Raw genomic sequence first — 17,862 nt, forward strand, 5'->3', positions numbered from 1 at the left:
CCATGGTGAGCATGACGGGGATGACGGATCAGACCGGCGCCGGGGGACGACGACGGAAGCCGTACGAGGGCACGCCCGACGAGTCGTACGGGAAACCGCCCGGTGGCTCGTACGCCGGACCGGTCCGGCGGTGTTTCACCGTCCACCATGACGGGGTCACCCTCCCCGTGTCGCGCGGTGGCCGTGGCCGCCCCCTGGTGCTGTGCCCCGGCCTCTGCTCCACCCAGGCCGAGCTGCACGAGCTGATCGGGCTGCTGCGGCGGGACCACGACGTCGTGACCTTCGACCACCGTGGCCACGGGTTCTCCTCGCCCGGCGACCGGTACACCTTCGACGCCTTCCTCGGCGATTTCGCCGCCGTGATGGCCCAGGTGGCCCGTCTCGACCTGCCCGAGCCGCCTCTGCTGGTGGGCTACTCCCTCGGCGCCGACCTCGCGTTGCACCACACCGCCGACCACCCGGAGGCGGTCGGCGGCCTGATCTTGATCGACGGGGCGAACCCGGTGCCCGAGCCATTCATCACGGAGGAGTTCCTGGCGGAGTTCCGTGCGATGGCGCGGGAGACACAGCGGGAGCTGGACCTGACCAAAGGGACCGATCGGCAGGTGCTGCTCACCGGACAGGACGTCCTCGATCTCCAGATCGAGATGGATGTGGTCCGTGCCTCGATCCTGGAGCAGTACGCCAGGATCGAGCACCCCATCACCATGATCATGTCCACCGCACTCGCGGGCCCCGGCACCGAGGGCCCCGCGGCCCGGCATAACCAGCTCTGGCGCGCGGGGATCGACCGGCTGCTCGACGCCCGCCCGCACACCGGCACGACCTGGCTCGACGCGGATCACCGCCTGGTCGTCACCCATGCCGGGCGGATCGCGGAGATCGTGGGGTTTGGGGTGGGGGAGAGCGGCCGGGGGTCTTGCGGAAACAGCAAGGAGTTTTGCGGAGGGGAGGGGAGAAGTGAAGGCTGCTGAAAGCAGGAAGACCTCTTTCGCCACTTCCGTCAGCTGCTTGTTTCCGCTGTTCAGCCAGGAGGCGCCATGACCGACATGCCTGTCACCGAACCCACCGAGTTCTGGGAGACCCGCTACCGCGACAGTGGGCGGGTGTGGAGCGGGAACCCCAATGAACTGCTGGTACGTGAGGTCGCCGCGCTGCGCCCCGCAGCCGCCCTCGACCTCGGGTGCGGCGAGGGCGCGGACGTGGTGTGGCTGGCCTCGCGCGGCTGGCGGGTCACCGGTACGGACATCTCGGCGACGGCACTGGCCCGCGCGTCCGAGCACGCGCGGGAGGCGGGCGTCGGCGACCAGGTCACGCTGGAGCGGCATGAGCTGGGGGTGACCTTCCCCGAGGGCACCTTCGATCTGGTCAGCGCGCACTACCTCCAGTCACCGGTGGCCCTGGACCAGGACGGTGTGCTGCGCGCCGCGGCCGATGCGGTGGCGCCGGGTGGGACCCTGCTGATCGTGATGCACGCGGCCTGGCCGAACTGGCAGACCGAGCCGCCGTTCGACGCCGAGTTCCCCACCCTGGACGGTGTGCTGGACGCGCTCGCGCTGCCGGAGGGGGAGTGGACCGTGCGGACGCGGGAGCGGGTGCGCAGGGCGAGCGTCTCGCCGGAGGGCGTACAGGGACATCGCGACGACAACGTATGGCGGATCGAGCGGACGGCCTGAGCGTGACCCGGCGGGGCATCGAGCCGGTCCGCCGCAGCCGTCGTAGCGGTCATCCGTCGCCGACCGCCGTCTCCGCCATCGGGCTGCGCAAGTCATACGGCGGAAAGCTCGTCCTCGACGGTATTGATCTGCGCATCCCGGCCGGGTCTGTGTTCGCACTGCTCGGCCCGAACGGCGCCGGCAAGACCACCGCCGTCAAGATCCTGTCCACGCTCATCACCGCCGACGCCGGTGACCTGCACGTCGGCGGGCACAACCTGGCCGCCGACCCACAGACGGTACGCGCGGCGATCGGTGTCACCGGGCAGTTCACTGGAGTGGATCGCGGCATTCGGGCTGATCACGCTGTTCTCCCTGGCACTCACCTGGATCGCGGTCGGCATGGGCGCGGCCAGTCCGAACCCCGAAGCCGCCGGCAACATGGCCATGCCGCTGATCCTCCTGCCGCTCATCTCCAGCGCCTTCATCCCGGCCGGTACGATGCCGGGCTGGTTCCAGCCGATCGCCGAGTACCAGCCCTTCACCCCCGCCATCGAAACCCTCCGCGGCCTCCTCCTCGGCACCGAAATCGGCAACAACGGCTGCATCGCGGCCGTCTGGTGCGTCGGCCTGATCGCGCTCGGCTATCACTGGTCGACGACGCAGTTCAACCGCGACCCGAAGTAGCCGGGACGACCGCATCGGCCGCCTCCCGCACCTCATCTCACCCCCGTCCGCGCGCAGATCCGCACCCGTATGCCCGGCCGGTGGCGGGGCCGATCGCCATCGCCCTTGGCGGGCTGGCTCTGGCCCGACCTCGGCACACCGCACTGATCCACATCGCCTGTGCCGGTTTCTCGTTGGGCCGCAGTCCCATTTCAGACGCCTCGACCACCCGGTCAGATCAACGAGGGAGTCATGGGGGGGGGAATGGGGCGCGTCCGGCTCAGCTCGGCTCCGGGGCCGCGATTGGTGGGCTGGGTGCGGTGGGTGGGTGGGGGAGCTCCGCGGGGCTTCCTTGTCGGTTTGTCAGTTGGTTGTTCGTGGGGTCTGTTCCCGTGGGAGTTGTTCCAGCCAGTTCCAGAGGTCGTGTTCGCGGTCGGGGTTGTAGGACTCGGTGGAAGACGGCATGGCTTTGGTTCGGTGGATGTAGGCGCCGGTCGGGGCGGGGGTGGTGCCGAGGATGGCGTCGGCGAGTTTCCTGCCCGCGGGGGCGGGGGTGTCCACCAGGGGTGTGGCCGCCAGTATCGGGACGATTCTCCGCATCAGGAAAGGGAACGCGCCGCCGGTTTCCCGGGCGAGTCCGGTTCCGATGACGAGGCTGGGGTTGTAGGCGATGATGTCGACGCCTTCGGGCAGGCGGCGGGACCACTCGTGGACCAGGTATATGCCGCCGAGTTTGCTGGTGACGTAGGCACGGCGGCCGGCTCGGACGTTCCCCGAGCGGTTGAACGCTCCCGGTCGGGAGATGTCCGGGACGGCCCACCGGGGCGAGGGCATGGTTCCTCCGGTGTGCCGGAGGTCGCCGAAGTGGGCGTCGCTGACCGTGACGACGATGCGGGCCGGCGGGTGAAGGTGGGGGTGGAGTTGCCGCAGGAGCTGGTGGGTGGACATGACGTTCACGGCGAAGGTCCGTTCATAGCCGTCGACCGTGGCCTCCAACGCGTTGGACAGGTGAACACCAGCGTTGAAGACCAGGCCCCACAGCGGAGGCAGGGCGCCGGAGTCGAGAAGGTCTTCCAGACGCGCGCCGGCGGCGGCGACGCTCGCCCTGCTCGCCAGATCGATGTCGACGTGTGAGACGTGTGGGGAGATCTCCCGCAGGCCCGGCAGTGTCCCGGCGGCGGAGGAGGCCCGCCCGAGAACGACCAGGTGGGTGTCGGGGCGGCGTCTGAGAATGTCCCGTGCGGCCTCCAGCCCGATCCCTCGGGTGGCGCCGGTCATGATCAGGGACCGGTCGGCTGTGGTCATGGGAGGTCTCCTGGGCTGGGGTTGGGTGGATGCCGGCGGTGGCTGCGGGCCGCGTCGACGTCCGCGTTCTGCGCTACCACCGACCCTGACGCGGCCTCCGGCGGTCAGGGAGATCGCTTCGAGCCTGGTACCCACAGGGCCACACTCCGACCGGAAGCCCGCCCCACGGCGAGGGACAATGAACCCATGCGGGGAGATGAGCGGCCAGGTCTGGGCGAGTACCTACGTCACCTGCGCTCCCAGATGGCGCCCCGGCATCGGCCCGGAGCCTCCCCTCTGTCCCATCGGCGTGTCCCGGGTCTGCGACGTCAGGAACTCGCCGACATGGCGGGCATCTCGGTCGAGTACTACACCCGCCTCGAACAGGGCCGCGCCGCCCGCCCGTCGCGGGAGATCCTCACCGCACTGGCCAGAGCGTTCCGGCTCTCGAACGCCGAACGGGACCACCTCTTTCGCCTCGCCGGCGAGCGCCCCCCGCCCTCGCGGGCACCCGCCACCGAGATCCGCCCCGGCCTCCAGCAGCTGCTCGACGGCCTGAACGACGTCATGCCGGTCACCATCCACGACGGCCGGCTCGACATGCTCGCCCTCAACGCCGCCGCCGCGGACCTGTTCGGGCCCCTCTTCGACGACGGACTTTACGGCCGCAACATCGCCCACCGGGCCTTCACCGCAACGGGACTCGGCAAAGTACTCGGGAACGAAGGGGCCGAACAACTGGCCCGGGTGGCCACCGCCGAACTCCGCAAGGCACTCAGCCACTACCCGGAGGACGAGTATCTCCGCTCCCTGTTCCGCGAGCTCTCGACAGGCAACCCAGAGTTCGAACGCCACTGGCAGAAGGGAGAGATCGGGACCTGGAGTTCCGTGATGAAACACGTCAACCACCCGGCAAAGGGCCCACTCACCTTCGACAGCGAAATGCTCCACGACCCCGAGAACGACCACTGGGTCATGCTCTTCACCCCCCACCACACCTGACCCACCTACCCCCCCACCACGCCCCGGCCCCGGTGTGGCGCTGCCGCGAAGCCGAACAGGCCCGGGCTGCTGTGCGGGAGGCCGACGCCCTTCTCCAGCGACGCGAGCGAGAACTTGCCGCGGCACAGGATGCCCAGACCGCGGCCGAGGGCAAGGCTCAGGAGGCGGCCGACCAGGTCCGCCGCCTGGAGCACGAGCTGAAGGAAGCCCGCCGCGCCCGGTCCGGAACCCAGACGGATACGACGAACTCCACCAAGACGGTGGAAGCAGCCAGGCACGCCCTGGGTGATGCGCACCATGCCCGCCGGGCGCGCCCGCCGCGCACTCGAACGCATCGAGCAGCATCCCGGCCAGTAGGAAGCCGTCCGGGGACCAGCCCGCCGAGTTGCTCTCGTCTGCCGGACCAGAGGGCCCGTAGAACCGCCACACCGGCTCACCGCCATCGCTGGGCGTGCGCGGGACGTGCATGTCGGTGAGCGGGTCGATGAACAACGCCCCCGGCTTGGCGTCCTGGGCGAGGACGGCGTGGGCGGTGGTCGGGTCGTACATCGTCAGCCGGTGGGTCCACCGGTCGCTGACGGTGCCCTGCTGGACGGGATCTCGGTCTGGAAGTGCCGAACGGAGGATCCCCGCTGCGCGGGGCCGACGCCGCCGGTGAGATCCCGGCCAGCGACCCTTCCTTCTAGCCATTTCCCGGCAGGGATCGGCACCCGCGACCCCAGGAACAAGACCGGCCCGGTACTGATCGTCTCCGGGACGGCCTGGGCATCGTTCGTCTGTCTCGTGCGCTCTGGACGCTGGCGATCACGCCCGGTCGGGGTTGCCCGGCCGGGCGTTCCGCTGAAGCGGTCGCTTCCGACCGCTTCCGTCACGGCATCATCCCGCCGCCCCGGTCACCTCCCTCCGACGTTCCTCGATCAGCGTCCGGTACTCGGCGTACCACGGTTCCGTCACAGCGCGTTCGCGCAGGAGCCGGGCTGCTCGTACCTCGCGGTCCTGGCGCCATCCCGACCACAGGGCGAACAGGGCCGCGACCGTCAGCAGATACGGCAGCCAGGAGACCGGCACCAGCAGGACCACGGTCACCCCGATCGCGCCGGCCGCGGTGAAACTCCCGGCCAGCCCCCACGCGTACGCCTTCGCCGATGGACGGGACGCCGCGTCCGCTTCGTCGTCCTCCACCTCGTCCAGCCAGGAGTACACCCAGGCGTCGCGGCTGAGGGTCCGGGCCACGGCGACCCCGACGAGTGCCACCACCAGTGCGTCGGTCACCGCGAGCCAGCGCACCGCCGTGTCCGGTACGAACCAGACCACGATGGCGACCACCGTGCTCAGCGCGAGATGGAGCCGCGGCATGAGGACACGCACACCCCCGAGAAGCCGCTCCGCCTCGGCCAGGCGGACCATGGGAGAGGGCTCTTGCTTCATCTTCTGCGCTTCCGATCACTTGTTGGCGGGCACGATGATGACGAGCGGGATCTCCTGGTTCGCCGGTGCTCCGGGAGATTATCCGGAAGAAACGGCCTAGGACGGTCGTTTGGATCATCCGGGCGCTTCACGGGGATGCCCTCCCGGCGGAGCGGCGGGCCGACTTCGGCCGGGCCGTCAACGCTGCGGACGTACCACACCCGACCTGCGAAGGTGCTCTGCTGAGTGCCCGTCCTTCCCCAGCAGCGACTTGGGGCTTGTTCGTTGCGGCCCGGACCGGCGGGTCCGCCTGTGTCTGTGGGGCGGGCCCGCTTGCGGTGGATCGGCTACCGGTTCAGCTGGTCTTGACGGGGGTCAGGGTGAAGCCGTCGTTGGGCTTGCCCGCGAGGAGGTCGGCCAGACCGCCGCTGAGCGCGTACGTCGTCGCGCTCGGGCCCGCGGTCACGTCGCCCGGATTCCCAGATGGACGGTCTCGTCGGTCCGCAGGAACAGGTCCTGCATGAACGGCACGGCGACCTCGATGAGGCTGCGTTCGGGGGCCGCCAGCATGCCCAGTTCGAACAGGCCGCCGCCCAGGCGGTAGCCGCGGTCGGTGGCCGCGAGCATCCGGGCGGCCACCAGATCCTGGGCGATCCGGTGCACGGTCGCCTTCGGCAGCCCGGTCCGGCGCGCCAGCTCCGACAGTCCCACGCCCCGGTCCTCCGTGCGGAAGCATCGCAGGATGCGCATGGTCCTGCCCAGCACGGAGCGCTCGTCCAGCGGGGCTTCGGGGTGGGTGTCGGGCATGCGGACCTCTCGAAGAAACGGTCCGCTCAGTGGACCACGGTCATGGTGCGGGGCCAAGACCGGCATGTCCACTGGACGGGTCAACGAAGGAGTGGTGCATGTCATCCGAGCAAACTCCCGGCGCACGGCGGGCGCCCGTCCCGGACTCGGTCGTCGACGAGGCCGCACACCGGCTCGCCACGGCCGCCGCCACCGGCGTGACCTGGTAGGTCACGCCCTGAGCTTGCTTCTGCCTTCCAAGGCACGCCGAACCCCCGTCAATCGTCAATGGAAACAGACGTCGTTGGTGTCGGCATTCCCATCCGGAAGAGCCCGCCCCCTGTGCCGAAGACAGGCGAAGCGGGCAGCCCCCGGCTCTCGTCCGCCTCCCGCCGGGCAGGCGAGAGCGGACCGTCCGCCGCGCGGCAGGAGCCCGGCAGTTGCCTGCGGTCCCAGGCCATGCCCCTCCATCACGATGACCTCGACGCCCGCCCCGACCGCTCAGCGCAGCACCGCCCCGTGTTCTTGGAGCCGGGGCCGCCGCACCTGGCCGGCACAGCCCCCAACTGCCGCACACCGTCTGATGGAGCGGCGCCGTTCCCGTGCAGCCACCGGGAACGCGGCGTGCCAGGACAGCCGGTGAGTCTTTGCCGGCCGAAGGCTGGGCGAACGCGTGGACGGTCGCCCTCACAGAGGGCTGAGCTTCGTGCGCCGACCACCGTCGACGACGATGGTCTCGCCCGTGATGAAGCTTGCGTTGCCGGACGCGAGGAAGGCGATCAGGCTGGCGACTTCTTCGGGCTCGGCCGCCCGGCCGAGCATGTTGCACGCCAGTGGTCTCCCGGTCACGTCCGGACGATCGAGGTCGCCCGCGGACATCGGTGTGCGAACCCAGCCGGGAGCAACTACGTTCACCCGAACTCCCTGTGGGCCGAGTTCATGCGCTGCGTGCGCGCCCAGCGCCTGAAGTGCGGCCTTGCTCGCTGCGTAGGCCGCCAGACCGCTCTGCGCCTGGTGGGCGGAGAGCGACGACACCCGGACCATGCTTCCTTGGGACTCCCGTAGGTGCGGGATGGCTTCACGCAGCAGGTACAGCGGGCCGAGAAGGTTGGTTCCGAGGACGGTGAGCCAGTCGCTCGGCGATGCTTCCTCAACGGTTTCCGCCGCGCCGACGGCGCCGTGGGCAACGATGAGGGTGTCCAGCCGCCCGGCCCAGGCAACCGTCTGCGAGACCGCATCCTGCGCCCACGCCTCGTCCGCCGCGTCGCCGCTCAGCGTGAGTACCTCATTGCCACGGGTCTCGGCCAGCGCATCGAGCCGGGACTGGTTGCGTCCGCCTGCTGCGACCCGGTAGCCGCGGTCCAGGAGCAGGTTCGCGGCCGCTCGCCCGATTCCGCTTGAGGCGCCGGTGACCAGGGCGCTGGGAAGGGTCATCGGCCCGACTGCGCAAGGTCGAACTTCTCGATCGCCTCATGGGAGACATCGATGCCGAGTCCGGGCCTGTCGGGAAGTGCGGCTCGTCCTTTGTCGTCCAGCGTGGGCTCCGGACCTGACAGGGCGTTCCGCAAAGGGGAGTCCCACAGGTCGGGGTGCATGACCTCGATCAGTGGCACGTTGGTGCGAGCCGCTTGGAGGTGCCGGCTCACCCGGGTTGTGCTCGGTCCAGAACACCAGCGACTCGGGCTGGAAGTTCTTGAGGTCTCCCTCGGCCCATACCGGGTTCAGGTCCCAAGCATCACCTTCGGGGTTGTCGACCTTGAACCATCGCCGCATCTTGGCGTTGACATCGGGGTCTCGATAGAGCGTCAGCCGCATCTCGATCATTTCATCGGTCATGCGGGACTTGTCAGCGACCAGCCACTCCATCCGGCTCTTCATCAGTTCGTACGTGGGCTCGGTGACGACCTTCAGTGAGCGGTCGGCCAGGTCGTCGTGCTCTTCGGGGGACTCCGGCTCATCGTTCAACCTGACCCGCCAGCCCAGCCCGGTGTTCATGATGAGCTTGCCCGAGCGCTCGGGGTAGCGCATACCGAACTCGAAGACGAGCTGTGCGCCCATCGACTCACCCTCGATGTGAGCCTTGTCAAGGCCGAGGGCGTCCATCAACGGCTTTGCCTTGACGGGCGCGGAGAGCTCGAATCGGTCGACGGGCATGCGGTCCTCCACTTGTTCCGGTCGGCCATCACAGCGTGGTCCATCCGGCCCGCCCGCACCATGCCCCCGTTCCAGGGTTTGGAACGTATGGGAGGAGTCCGGTGGTGACGGCTGTTCCCGACGGCCCAGCCTCGTGCCCTCCGTTCCCGATGCGGCGGAGGACAGGCGCCCACCGCCTCACCGGACTCCCGATCCGGTTTCTCCTGGGGGCGGTGACCTTTGCTCGCGCCCCGGGGCTCTGTCACTCGGCTGACCGGGCACGCCACCTGGTGCTCCACCGCCGTCGGCAAAACGCGTGTGCTGGGTGAGGACAGGTACCGGAGGATGGGCGGTGATACGGAAGCTGACCGAAGGCATCGGCACGCAAGCGGCCCCGGGGGGGGCGTACGCACGCGAGGAGGTGACCGGATGAGCGGCATCGACACGAGCCTCACGGTGTTCTTCCCCGACGTCGGTTGAGGCAGGGTGCGCCCGGACGAGGAGCCGAAGTGGTGAGTGACGCCCGGGAGCGGATCCGCCCGGACTGCCAGGCCACCGAGGTCGACAAGGACACCCGCATCACTGGCGTGCACAAGGACCCGGGCACGGATGAGTACTACTCGGTGACGACCTGGCACACCGATGAATGTCCCGCCTACGCTGTCCAGCGCATTCTCGACGAGGACAGCGCCCGCCGCACGGCGGTGCCGGCTGCCTGGGCAGCGCGGGAGTTCCCGGATGTCACCAACGGATCCTCCGTGTCCTGTCCGACGCGCAGCTCGACGGAACAGCAGCACCTATTGCCCACGACCTGCGTGCCGTGGCCGCGAGCACGTCCGGCAGGCACTCAACGGGCGGCAGGAACCGTGTGTGTTCCGCGTCACGCTCTACCACCCGAAAGCGACCATGAGCCGCTGGCCGACGCCGACGAGCCGCACATCCTGGTCATCCTTGTCACCGTACGGGGGGGCCGGCACTCTGCCCCGGCCGCCGCTGCGCGCGAAGAGCATCACCTGCGGACGTCACTCGCCCGAGGTGAAACACACCGGTCTGTTCGGTGCCCTGCTGGCCCGCGCAACCGCCCAGCACCTGGGCTTCGACGATGCCCTGTTCGTCGGCCCGGACGGGTTCGTGGCCGAAGGACGTACCTGGAACCTCGCGCTCATCGACCAGCAGGGCACGGTCGTACGGCCACAGGCATCCGTGCTGCCGGGCGTCGCCATGGCCCTGCTGCCGGCGACCCTCGCCCTTCCACCGTCAACCCCGTAGTCTTCCCCTCGCAATTTCTGTTATCCCGACGGCACTCACCGACCCTCCTCCTTACATGAACGACTTCTCTTCCTCCGGAAGCCATCGGCCGGGGCCGTTCGGGGCCCCGCCACAGGAGTCCGCCGTCGTGCGGGCTGCGCAGGCCGACGATCAGCGGGCGCTCGACGCGCTGGTCTCGGCGTATCTGCCCCTTGTCTACAACATCGTGGGCCGTGCCCTGAACGCGCCCTCGGACACCGACGACGTCGTGCAGGACGTCATGCTGGAGATGGTCCGCGACGTACGGCAGTTGCGGGACCCGGAGGCGTTCCGCTCCTGGCTGGTCGCCATCGCGATGCGGCAGGTCCGCCGGTACTGGCGGATTCGGCGCGCCGAGCCCGAGGACGACGGGAATGCCTGGCTCCAGGAGCGGACCCAACTCGCCGACCCCGGGTCCGACTTCGCCGACCTCACCGTGACCGTGCTCCAGCTCTCCGACCAGCGGCGCGAGACCGCGGAGGCGACGCGCTGGCTGGACGCGGGCGACCGTGAGCTGCTCGCCGTGTGGTGGATGGAGGTGGCCGGCCAGCTGAGCCGGACCGAACTGGCCGCCGCCCTGGAGATCCCGAAGGCGCAGGCGGGCGTGCGCGTGCAGCGCATGAAGGCCCAGCTCGAAGTCGCGCGGGCGGTGATCCGCGCGCTGGGGACCGTGCCCCGCTGTCCCGGTCTGGACCGGGTGGTGGCCGGCTGGGACGGCCGCCCCGCCGAACTCTGGCGCAAGCGCATCGCCCGGCACATCCGTGAGTGTGCCGTGTGCGAGGGCGTGTTCGCCGGGGTCGTGCCCGCCGAGCGGCTGCTCGCCGACCTGGCTCTGATGCCCGTACCGCCCGTGCTGCTCGCGCTGACGGCGGGTGGGCTGCTGGCTGCCGCGGGCGCGAGCGGCGGTGACGCGGCGGCCCTCGCGGCGGACTCCGTCAGCGCGTTCGACGAGACCACCCGTCTCGACCTGTCCGACGCGTACGCCACCAACGGCACCAACGCCCCCCAGGCCCCCCAAGGCTCACCCGGCACGCACAACGCCATGGACCCCTCCGGCGCCTACGACCCTTCCACCCCCTCCGGAGACATGGTGACGCACCTCTCGCGCGCTCCGCGCGGCGGCTCAACCTCCGCCGCCCACGCCGCCAAGGCATCCATCGGCAAGATCGCCGGGCTCACCTCGCTGGCCGCCGCCTGTGTCGCCGGTGTCATCATCGCCGCGGTCGCCGTCGTCGGACCGGACAACCCGGTGCCGACGGCCGCCGTGCCCGGCGCCTCGTCCACGCTGTCCGCGCCCGCCACCGCCTCGGCGTCCGAGTCACCTTCGACGTCGGCCTCGGCGTCGCCTTCTACGACATCCTCGACATCCTCGCAGTCCGAGTCCGCCGCCGAGGAGACGAAGGACGCCGCCGCCCCGCAGACCGATGCCGCCCCTGCGGCGGCGGCCGGCCCCGACACCGAACTGCCCGTGCGTGCCGCCTTCTACTACCCCTGGTACACCGAGGACCCCGGCGCCGACGGCGGCAGCCAGTACAACACCACGGAGGCGGACTACAACCAGGACGACCCCGCCACCATCGAACGCCAGATCAAGGACATGCAGTACGCCGGGCTCCAGGCCGGCATCTCCTCGTGGTGGGGTGAGGGCCGCCGCGAGGACGTGCGTATGCCGATGCTGATGTCCAAGGGCGCCGAGCTGGACTTCAGCTGGACCGTGTACTACGAGAACGAGGCGTACGCGAACCCGACCGCCGAGGAGATCCTCGGCAACCTCGAATACCTGCGCAAGTACTCCGACCAGCCGACCTGGATGCACATCGACGGCAAGCCGGTGATCTTCGTGTACTCCACGACCGGCGACGCCTGCGACATGGTCGACCGCTGGACCGAGGCGAACAAGACGGCGGGCTACTACGTCGTCCTGAAGGTCTTCGGCGGCTACCGGGACTGCGCCAACCAGCCGGAGGGCTGGCACCAGTACGCATCGTCCCTGGACATCCAGGAGGGCTACTCGGCGGCCTTCTCGCCCGGCTTCTACAAGAACGACGCCGCCGCGCCGGTGGATCCCCGCGACCTCGACCGGTTCCGCAGCGACGTCATCGAGGCCGCCACGTCGGGCGCCCCCTTCCAACTGCTGGTCAGCTACAACGAATGGGGCGAGGGCACGAACGCGGAGTCCGCCACGGACTGGCCCAGCGACAGCGGGCACGGCGACTATATGGACGTACTGCACGAAGTGTTCAGCCAGTATCCGCGCTAGCGGCTGCGGTCTGCGGTCTGCGGTCTGCGGTCTGCCCGGTGCCGGGCGCCTGCTGCCCGGTGGATCCCGCTTCGGGGATCTGCCGGGCAGGCGTCCATACGCAGCCCGCGTCGACGGACAGCGTGGCATCGTGAGGGCCGGGCGACACCGCACGGCCACAGTGGTACCTGAGGCACCGTCAGCGATTCGGCTGATCGCCGACCGGCTGAGGAGCGTGGAGTACGGTCACCGACGGATACGTCAACGTCTGCACCGGCCCGTTCCGCACGAATTCGACGCCGGCCTGGGCATGTCGCCAGCCCGGCCCGTCCGCGTCGGATGGCTGATCGACTCCGGACTCGGCCCGATCGACTCGGAGGTCGCCGCCACCGTGCAGAAGGACAGCGACCGTTCCGTTCAACCTGACCGGACTCCCGGCGCTGTCGATGCGGTTCGGCACCAGCAGCGACGGCATGCCGATCGGTGTGCAACTGGCAGCGAACTGGCACTCCGAGTCGACAATCCTGCACATCGCCTCGCTGCTGGAGTCGCTCAGCCCGGTCCGTGACCAGCACCCCACGATCTGACAAGCGTGACGGCCCGCCACGGTGAACTCGGGTCGAAGTGCGCCTTGCCGAGTGCGCCGACCCATGTGGTACCGGAGTGCTTCGACGTGCATCGCTCGCCCGGGCGGCGGCGTCAGGACCCGGTGACCGGCTGGTGGGCAGGTCGGGTGCCTGACCCTGACGCGGACCGTGGAGGGCGGCAGATTCCCTGGTGAGGCAGTTGCCCAGGAAGTCGGCCGCAGTTGATCATTCGGCCATGAGACCCGAAGTGCAGACGTTCGTCGCCGATCGCGCGCTTCCCGGCTGGGACGCGAGCGAAGAGGAGATCGACAGACGCGACCGGCAGCTCCGCGCGATCTGCGGGCCGGTCACGGGAGAGGAAGCGAAAGCGCTCGTCTCCTGCTTCGGCCCGGACGACTGCTACGGCGTCGCCTGGACGCTCCTCCATCTCATCGAGACCGGCCCGAACCCCGTCCTGAGCGCCGACCCTGGACCGGGCGCCAACGAGTGGCATCAGCGCCTCTACGACCGCGCAGTGAGGGGAGGACTCACCCCCTGAACTTGACGGCACAGTAACGTGAGGTGTCGAGCGGCCCGGCGGCGTGACAGCCCGTCGCCGAGCATCAGCCCCCGCCCGACGAAGTCCCTGCGCAGCGCCGCGTAGAGCCAGGTGAGCGCACCGGCCTTCTCGCAGGCTTCGCCAGATGGCACAACCAGCCGGCGAACATGACTTGTCGGACCGTCGGTTCACTCCCAAGCCCGATCGCCTCACTGGCCACAGATAGTCACGGCGATCGCAGGTGGCCACATGCCGGGGGCGGCAGCTGTACGACGACACGGCCGAGTCGTTCCCGCCTATCGCGGCCCCGACGGTCCAGCCGGTCCAGCCGGTCGATTCGGCGGAGCCTTGGCATTCTTGGCGGCGGCTGCCGCGACTGTTGCCAGGTCTTCGCCCGAGAAGCCCGCGCGGCTCAGCACCGCCAGGGACTTGTTCGTCGCCAGCGTGCACAACGCCAGCTCGGCCGCCTCCTGCTCACCGGCCCCCGCCGCCAGCAACGCCCGCTCCAGTGTCGCCCGCAGACCGTCGATCGTGGCGCGGACCATCGCCCGGCCCTCCGCGTCGAGCGCCGGGAGCTGCGTTGCTGACACCGTGAGCAGGCAGCCATCCGGGACCGTCGGGTCGGCGATACGGTTCAGGGCGACCTGTAGGAAGGCGGCCACAACGGCGCTCGGGCTCGGGTGGGGGCCGGACAGTGCCTGCTCGTACAGGGGGTGGTAGGTCTGCGCGTAGCGTTGGAGGCTTTTCCGGAAGAGGGCGCTCTTGTCGCCGAAGGTGCCGTAGAGCGAGCCCCGGCCCAGGCCCGTGCCCTCGGTCAGCCGCTCGATCGAGGTCTCCGAATAACCCCAGCGCCAGAAGACGTGCATCGCGCGTCCTAGCGCCTCGTCCACGTCGAATTGCTTGCGTCCTGCCATGGTCGTCAGCATACCCATCTTGTGCCGATCGTTCCAAGATGGGTTACGGTGGCCGGCATGACTACCTTGAGTTCGCTGCGACTGCCTGACGGGTTCCTCGACGTCTTCACCAGCCGGCTCGTGGAGCTGAACGGGCTGCGGCTGCACGCGGTCACCGGCGGGGACGGCCCACCACTGCTGCTGATCGGCGGGTGGCCCCAGACCTGGTACGCCTGGCGGGAGGTGATGCCCGCGCTGGCCCGTGAGCACACCGTCGTCGCCGTCGACTCGCGCGGGGCCGGGCTCTCCGACAAGCCCGACGACGGGTACGACGCCGGCACGCTGGCCGCCGATCTGGTCGCGTTGATGGCCGCGCTCGGGCACGACCGGTTCGACGTGGTCGGCCACGACATCGGTACGTGGACCGGATACGCCCTCGCAGCCGATCACCCCGAGCGGGTGGGCCGGCTCGCCATCGTCGAGGCATTGATCCCCGGTCTCACGCCGTCCCCGCCGTTCTTCGGTCCGGACGCGGTCAACCTCAAGCTCTGGCAGTTCGGCTTCAACCGGCTCACCGACCTCAACGAGGAACTGGTCCGGGGACGGGAGCGGATCTTCTTCGGCTGGCAGTTCGCCACCAAGGCCGCCACGCGGACCTCGATCCCCGCGTACGCCGTCGACGTCTACGTCGACGCGATCACGGCGGATCCTCGCGCGCTGCGGGCGAGCTTCGCGTACTACCGGGCGCTGGACGAGACGATCGCGCAGAACGAGCAGCGCAGCAAGACCCGGCTGACGCTGCCGGTGCTCGCCCTCGGCGGCGCGCTGTGGAGCGGCGCGGGTGCCGCCCAGACGATGCGGCTGGCGGCCGACGACGTCACGGAGGTCGTCCTCGACGACTGCGGCCATTACCCGGCCGAGGAACAGCCGGCGCGGTTTGTCGAGATCCTGGAGGACTTCCTCATGGCCAACCGGTAGCGGGCACGCCACACGGCTGAACTTCGCGAACGACAGACGGAGCTTGCTTCACAGGCTCCGCTACGTCGTCGAGCAGACCTTCGCCGGGAAGCTGCCGCCGGCCGGGCGAGACCAGGACCGTTGCCCGGGCGCGGGCCTGGGGCAGCCACGTGACGTCGACGAACAGGTCCGGCGGGAGCCCGACCGCGCGAACCGGCCATCAATGTCGCGGGGGACATCGTGCACCTCCGGCTGCCCCCTCCGTGGCCGCCTCCGACACGCCGGCGTACGTCACCCACACGTCGCGAGGGGCTGCCAGATGGCGGCGTCCTGGTCGGCCTTGGACCGGTTGGAGGCGGCGGACACCGCGATCAGGGCGCGGTCGTCGCCGAGGTCGTTGGCGTATGCCTGCCGTTCCGTGGCGGTCCAGGCGGAGGCGCCGGAGTCCCAAGATTCTGCGCGCGGGACGAGGCGGTCGATGTCGACGTGACCGTCATGGGTGACGGCAGCCCGAAATCAGCCCCGCGGAGCGGCGGGCGACTTCGACCGGGCCGTCAACACCGGGGGAGCGCACGAGATCCATGCCGGGGCGCGGCACTGGATGCTCGAAGCCGTCCCCGACCCCCGGGCCCACGCGATCGAGGACCGGCCGATGCGCGAAGAGGCCGGACGGCGAGGCGCCGCGTGAGGTACCGGACGCGATGCTCGAAAGCCGTGCCCTTCAGGGCGGGGATCAGCCCGCCGACGCTCGCCGCCACGCAGCCAGGCACGGTCAGCGACGCCGACGCCGACGAAGGGAGCAGCCCTGCCGCCCGCAGCCGGGTCCAGGGCAGCGGGACGCGGACCGTGGCCAACCGGGTCGGCGTCAGCCCTGGACGCCTATCGGGTGGACAGGGGCTCGGTCGCTCTGGCCGTCGGTCACCCGTGCTGGATCCAGGTGGTCTTCAGCCCGACGTAGTTGTCCAGCGCATGAGCGGACAGGTCCCGTCCGAAGCCCGACTGGCGGAAGCCGCCGAAGGGTGTCGTCAGGCCGAGTGCGTCGACGGTGTTGACCGAGACGGTTCCCGCGACGAGACGTGCGGATATCCGGTGTGCGCGCCCGAGATGGGATGTCCACAGGGAGGCCGCGAGGCCGTAACGGGTCCGGTTGGCGAGTTCCACGGCCTCGTCCTCGTCGTCGAACGGCGTGATCACGGCGAGCGGGCCGAACACCTCGTCCTGGTGGAGCCGGTGGTCGGCGGGGAGACCGCCGATGATCGTCGGGGTGATGTAGGCGCGGGAGTTCCCGCGTGTGAGACGTTCGCCGCCGGTGAGGACCTCGCCGTCGGCGGCACCCTGCGTGATCGCCTTCTCGACCCTGTCCGCGTGTTCCTCGCTCACCAGTGCCCCGTTCCCGCTGGCGGGGTCGAGGGGGTCACCGGGGAGGTAGGCGCGGGACGCCTCGACGAAGGCGGCGAGGAAGTCGTCGTGGACGGCACGCTGCACCAGGACCCGTGAGTTGGCGGAGCAGACCTCGCCCTGGTTGTAGAAGGCCCCGAACGCCGCTCTCTCCGCGGCGAGCTGGATGTCGTCGGTGTCCGCGAAGACGATGTTCGCGCTCTTGCCGCCGGCCTCCAGACTGAGCCGCTTCATGTTCGAGCGGGACGAGTACGAGAGCAACTGCTTGGCCACCGCGGTCGAGCCGGTGAAGGTGAGGACGTCGATGTCCTCGTGCAGCCCGATCGCCCGCCCGGCACCGGGCCCGGGGCCGGGGACCACACTGAGCACTCCCGCCGGGATGCCCGCCTCCAGGGCCAGGTCACCGAGGATGAGCGCGGTGAGACTCGATTCGGCGGCGGGCTTGAGCACGACACTGTTGCCCGTGGCGAGGGCGGGTGCGAGCTTCCAGGCGGCGATCTCCAGCGGGTAGTTCCACGGGACGATCGCCCCGACCACTCCCAGCGGTTCCCGGGTGACGAGTGCGGTCGATCCGGGCGGTGTCGCCGGTAGCTCGTCCACGGTCTTGTCCGCCAGCTCCGCGTACCAGCGGAAGGTCGCGACAGCGCCCGGGACATCGACCGTCGACGATTGGGACACCGGCTTGCCCATGTCCAGCGACTCCAGCAGGGCGATCTCGGTGGACCGGGCCTCCAGCAGGTCGGCGAGGGTGAGCAGCACCTTCTTACGCTGCTCCGCGCCCGCCCGGCTCCACTCCCCGGAGTCGAAGGCACGCCGTGCCGCGGCGACCGCCAGGTCGATGTCCGCGGCGCCGCCCCGCGCGACCTCGGCGATGAGCATGCCGGTGGCCGGGTCGACGGAGCCGAAGGTGGTGCCGTCCGCGCTGTCGGTCCTGGCGCCGTCGATCACGGCACGCCCGTCGGGTGTGATCGCGTCCCGGAGAGCATGCCAGTCGATCTGCTGCGCACTGCGTGTCATCGGTGAGTTCCGT

The 17,862-nt window shown here is 69.9% G+C and carries 18 protein-coding genes and 3 pseudogenes; 11 read left to right on the forward strand and 10 right to left on the reverse strand.

Features of this window, described 5'->3' with window-relative positions; all coding sequences use genetic code 11:
- The first annotated feature begins 11 nt into the window (after positions 1–11).
- The 4 genes and pseudogenes from ACFRFC_RS18515 to ACFRFC_RS18530 all read left to right on the forward strand — a co-directional run.
- The gene (locus ACFRFC_RS18515; protein ID WP_382688046.1) at positions 12–974 is read left to right on the forward strand and encodes an alpha/beta fold hydrolase; all 963 of its coding nucleotides are present in this window, start codon (positions 12–14) and stop codon (positions 972–974) included.
- A gap of 66 nt (positions 975–1,040) precedes the next feature.
- The gene (locus ACFRFC_RS18520) at positions 1,041–1,676 is read left to right on the forward strand and encodes a class I SAM-dependent methyltransferase (protein ID WP_382688049.1); all 636 of its coding nucleotides are present in this window, start codon (positions 1,041–1,043) and stop codon (positions 1,674–1,676) included.
- Positions 1,652–2,009 (forward strand): annotated as a pseudogene (locus ACFRFC_RS18525) (ATP-binding cassette domain-containing protein); the annotation flags it as partial. The gene ACFRFC_RS18520 and the pseudogene ACFRFC_RS18525, both read left to right, overlap by 25 nt.
- Positions 1,989–2,342: pseudogene (locus tag ACFRFC_RS18530) on the forward strand (ABC transporter permease); the annotation flags it as partial. The pseudogenes ACFRFC_RS18525 and ACFRFC_RS18530, both read left to right, overlap by 21 nt.
- Positions 2,343–2,684: 342 nt before the next feature.
- On the opposite strand, the gene ACFRFC_RS18535 reads toward ACFRFC_RS18530, so the two are convergent.
- Positions 2,685–3,626 (reverse strand): SDR family NAD(P)-dependent oxidoreductase, encoded by a 942-nt coding sequence (locus ACFRFC_RS18535; RefSeq protein ID WP_382688051.1) that lies wholly within the window; start codon positions 3,624–3,626, stop codon positions 2,685–2,687.
- A gap of 186 nt (positions 3,627–3,812) precedes the next feature.
- On the opposite strand from ACFRFC_RS18535, the gene ACFRFC_RS18540 reads away from it, so the two are divergent.
- Positions 3,813–4,607, forward strand: a complete 795-nt coding sequence (locus ACFRFC_RS18540) for a helix-turn-helix transcriptional regulator (RefSeq protein ID WP_382688053.1) — start codon at positions 3,813–3,815, stop codon at positions 4,605–4,607.
- A 5-nt stretch (positions 4,608–4,612) separates the two neighbouring features.
- On the opposite strand, the gene ACFRFC_RS18545 is transcribed toward ACFRFC_RS18540, so the two are convergent.
- The 5 genes from ACFRFC_RS18545 to ACFRFC_RS18565 all read right to left on the reverse strand — a co-directional run bounded on the left by ACFRFC_RS18545 (position 4,613) and on the right by ACFRFC_RS18565 (position 8,954).
- The gene (locus tag ACFRFC_RS18545; RefSeq protein ID WP_382688056.1) at positions 4,613–4,942 is read right to left on the reverse strand and encodes a hypothetical protein; all 330 of its coding nucleotides are present in this window, start codon (positions 4,940–4,942) and stop codon (positions 4,613–4,615) included.
- A 541-nt stretch (positions 4,943–5,483) separates the two neighbouring features.
- A complete protein-coding gene (locus ACFRFC_RS18550; RefSeq protein WP_382688058.1) occupies positions 5,484–6,035 on the reverse strand; it encodes a hypothetical protein in 552 nt (183 codons plus the stop codon).
- Positions 6,036–6,476: 441 nt separating this feature from the next.
- A complete protein-coding gene (locus ACFRFC_RS18555) occupies positions 6,477–6,821 on the reverse strand; it encodes an IclR family transcriptional regulator (protein WP_382688061.1) in 345 nt (114 codons plus the stop codon).
- Positions 6,822–7,487: 666 nt separating this feature from the next.
- Positions 7,488–8,234 (reverse strand): SDR family NAD(P)-dependent oxidoreductase, encoded by a 747-nt coding sequence (locus ACFRFC_RS18560; protein WP_382688064.1) that lies wholly within the window; start codon positions 8,232–8,234, stop codon positions 7,488–7,490.
- 36 nt (positions 8,235–8,270) lie between these two features.
- A complete protein-coding gene (locus ACFRFC_RS18565; protein WP_382688066.1) occupies positions 8,271–8,954 on the reverse strand; it encodes a hypothetical protein in 684 nt (227 codons plus the stop codon).
- A gap of 885 nt (positions 8,955–9,839) precedes the next feature.
- Here ACFRFC_RS18565 and ACFRFC_RS18570 point away from each other — a divergent pair.
- A complete protein-coding gene (locus ACFRFC_RS18570) occupies positions 9,840–10,202 on the forward strand; it encodes an aminotransferase class IV (protein WP_382688366.1) in 363 nt (120 codons plus the stop codon).
- A 127-nt stretch (positions 10,203–10,329) separates the two neighbouring features.
- Positions 10,330–12,480: a sigma-70 family RNA polymerase sigma factor gene (locus ACFRFC_RS18575; RefSeq protein ID WP_382688068.1), complete on the forward strand. Its 2,151-nt coding sequence runs from the start codon at positions 10,330–10,332 to the stop codon at positions 12,478–12,480.
- 178 nt (positions 12,481–12,658) lie between these two features.
- Here ACFRFC_RS18575 and ACFRFC_RS18580 read toward each other — a convergent pair whose 3' ends face one another.
- On the reverse strand, positions 12,659–12,934 hold the full coding sequence (locus tag ACFRFC_RS18580; protein WP_382688380.1) for a hypothetical protein: 276 nt from the start codon (positions 12,932–12,934) through the stop codon (positions 12,659–12,661).
- Between ACFRFC_RS18580 and ACFRFC_RS18585 the strand changes: the two genes are divergently transcribed.
- Both ACFRFC_RS18585 and ACFRFC_RS18590 read left to right on the forward strand, forming a co-directional pair.
- A complete protein-coding gene (locus tag ACFRFC_RS18585; RefSeq protein ID WP_382688070.1) occupies positions 12,906–13,046 on the forward strand; it encodes a hypothetical protein in 141 nt (46 codons plus the stop codon). The genes ACFRFC_RS18580 and ACFRFC_RS18585 overlap by 29 nt on opposite strands.
- A gap of 235 nt (positions 13,047–13,281) precedes the next feature.
- Positions 13,282–13,584, forward strand: a complete 303-nt coding sequence (locus ACFRFC_RS18590; protein WP_382688073.1) for a hypothetical protein — start codon at positions 13,282–13,284, stop codon at positions 13,582–13,584.
- A gap of 296 nt (positions 13,585–13,880) precedes the next feature.
- On the opposite strand, the gene ACFRFC_RS18595 is transcribed toward ACFRFC_RS18590, so the two are convergent.
- On the reverse strand, positions 13,881–14,498 hold the full coding sequence (locus tag ACFRFC_RS18595) for a TetR/AcrR family transcriptional regulator (protein WP_382688076.1): 618 nt from the start codon (positions 14,496–14,498) through the stop codon (positions 13,881–13,883).
- A 57-nt stretch (positions 14,499–14,555) separates the two neighbouring features.
- Between ACFRFC_RS18595 and ACFRFC_RS18600 the strand changes: the two genes are divergently transcribed.
- Complete coding sequence (locus ACFRFC_RS18600) at positions 14,556–15,455, forward strand: alpha/beta fold hydrolase (protein ID WP_382688079.1); 900 nt, start codon at positions 14,556–14,558, stop codon at positions 15,453–15,455.
- Between the two features lie 282 nt (positions 15,456–15,737).
- Here the strand turns inward: ACFRFC_RS18600 and ACFRFC_RS18605 are convergent.
- A pseudogene (locus ACFRFC_RS18605) lies at positions 15,738–15,920 on the reverse strand (HNH endonuclease); the annotation flags it as partial.
- A gap of 13 nt (positions 15,921–15,933) precedes the next feature.
- Here ACFRFC_RS18605 and ACFRFC_RS18610 point away from each other — a divergent pair.
- Complete coding sequence (locus ACFRFC_RS18610; protein WP_382688082.1) at positions 15,934–16,122, forward strand: hypothetical protein; 189 nt, start codon at positions 15,934–15,936, stop codon at positions 16,120–16,122.
- Between the two features lie 230 nt (positions 16,123–16,352).
- Here the strand turns inward: ACFRFC_RS18610 and ACFRFC_RS18615 are convergent, their stop codons facing one another.
- Positions 16,353–17,849 (reverse strand): aldehyde dehydrogenase, encoded by a 1,497-nt coding sequence (locus ACFRFC_RS18615; protein WP_382688084.1) that lies wholly within the window; start codon positions 17,847–17,849, stop codon positions 16,353–16,355.
- Positions 17,850–17,862 lie beyond the last annotated feature (13 nt).

The organism is Streptomyces sp. NPDC056734, assembly GCF_042790455.1.
Classification (GTDB): Bacteria; Actinomycetota; Actinomycetes; order Streptomycetales; family Streptomycetaceae; genus Streptomyces.

What these genes read in the sequence shown, in the direction of transcription:
- ACFRFC_RS18540 (WP_382688053.1), top strand. Translation starts at nt 3,813, where the DNA reads ATGCGGGGAGATGAGCGGCCAGGTCTGGGCGAGTACCTACGTCACCTG.
- ACFRFC_RS18570 (WP_382688366.1), top strand. Translation starts at nt 9,840, where the DNA reads ATGAGCCGCTGGCCGACGCCGACGAGCCGCACATCCTGGTCATCCTTG.
- ACFRFC_RS18600 (WP_382688079.1), top strand. Translation starts at nt 14,556, where the DNA reads ATGACTACCTTGAGTTCGCTGCGACTGCCTGACGGGTTCCTCGACGTC.
- ACFRFC_RS18520 (WP_382688049.1), top strand. Translation starts at nt 1,041, where the DNA reads ATGACCGACATGCCTGTCACCGAACCCACCGAGTTCTGGGAGACCCGC.
- ACFRFC_RS18615 (WP_382688084.1), bottom strand. Translation starts at nt 17,849, where the DNA reads ATGACACGCAGTGCGCAGCAGATCGACTGGCATGCTCTCCGGGACGCG.
- ACFRFC_RS18535 (WP_382688051.1), bottom strand. Translation starts at nt 3,626, where the DNA reads ATGACCACAGCCGACCGGTCCCTGATCATGACCGGCGCCACCCGAGGG.
- ACFRFC_RS18595 (WP_382688076.1), bottom strand. Translation starts at nt 14,498, where the DNA reads ATGGCAGGACGCAAGCAATTCGACGTGGACGAGGCGCTAGGACGCGCG.
- ACFRFC_RS18560 (WP_382688064.1), bottom strand. Translation starts at nt 8,234, where the DNA reads ATGACCCTTCCCAGCGCCCTGGTCACCGGCGCCTCAAGCGGAATCGGG.
- ACFRFC_RS18565 (WP_382688066.1), bottom strand. Translation starts at nt 8,954, where the DNA reads ATGCCCGTCGACCGATTCGAGCTCTCCGCGCCCGTCAAGGCAAAGCCG.
- ACFRFC_RS18545 (WP_382688056.1), bottom strand. Translation starts at nt 4,942, where the DNA reads ATGCGTTCGAGTGCGCGGCGGGCGCGCCCGGCGGGCATGGTGCGCATC.
- ACFRFC_RS18590 (WP_382688073.1), top strand. Translation starts at nt 13,282, where the DNA reads ATGAGACCCGAAGTGCAGACGTTCGTCGCCGATCGCGCGCTTCCCGGC.
- ACFRFC_RS18555 (WP_382688061.1), bottom strand. Translation starts at nt 6,821, where the DNA reads ATGCCCGACACCCACCCCGAAGCCCCGCTGGACGAGCGCTCCGTGCTG.
- ACFRFC_RS18550 (WP_382688058.1), bottom strand. Translation starts at nt 6,035, where the DNA reads ATGAAGCAAGAGCCCTCTCCCATGGTCCGCCTGGCCGAGGCGGAGCGG.
- ACFRFC_RS18585 (WP_382688070.1), top strand. Translation starts at nt 12,906, where the DNA reads ATGCGGTTCGGCACCAGCAGCGACGGCATGCCGATCGGTGTGCAACTG.
- ACFRFC_RS18580 (WP_382688380.1), bottom strand. Translation starts at nt 12,934, where the DNA reads ATGCCGTCGCTGCTGGTGCCGAACCGCATCGACAGCGCCGGGAGTCCG.
- ACFRFC_RS18515 (WP_382688046.1), top strand. Translation starts at nt 12, where the DNA reads ATGACGGGGATGACGGATCAGACCGGCGCCGGGGGACGACGACGGAAG.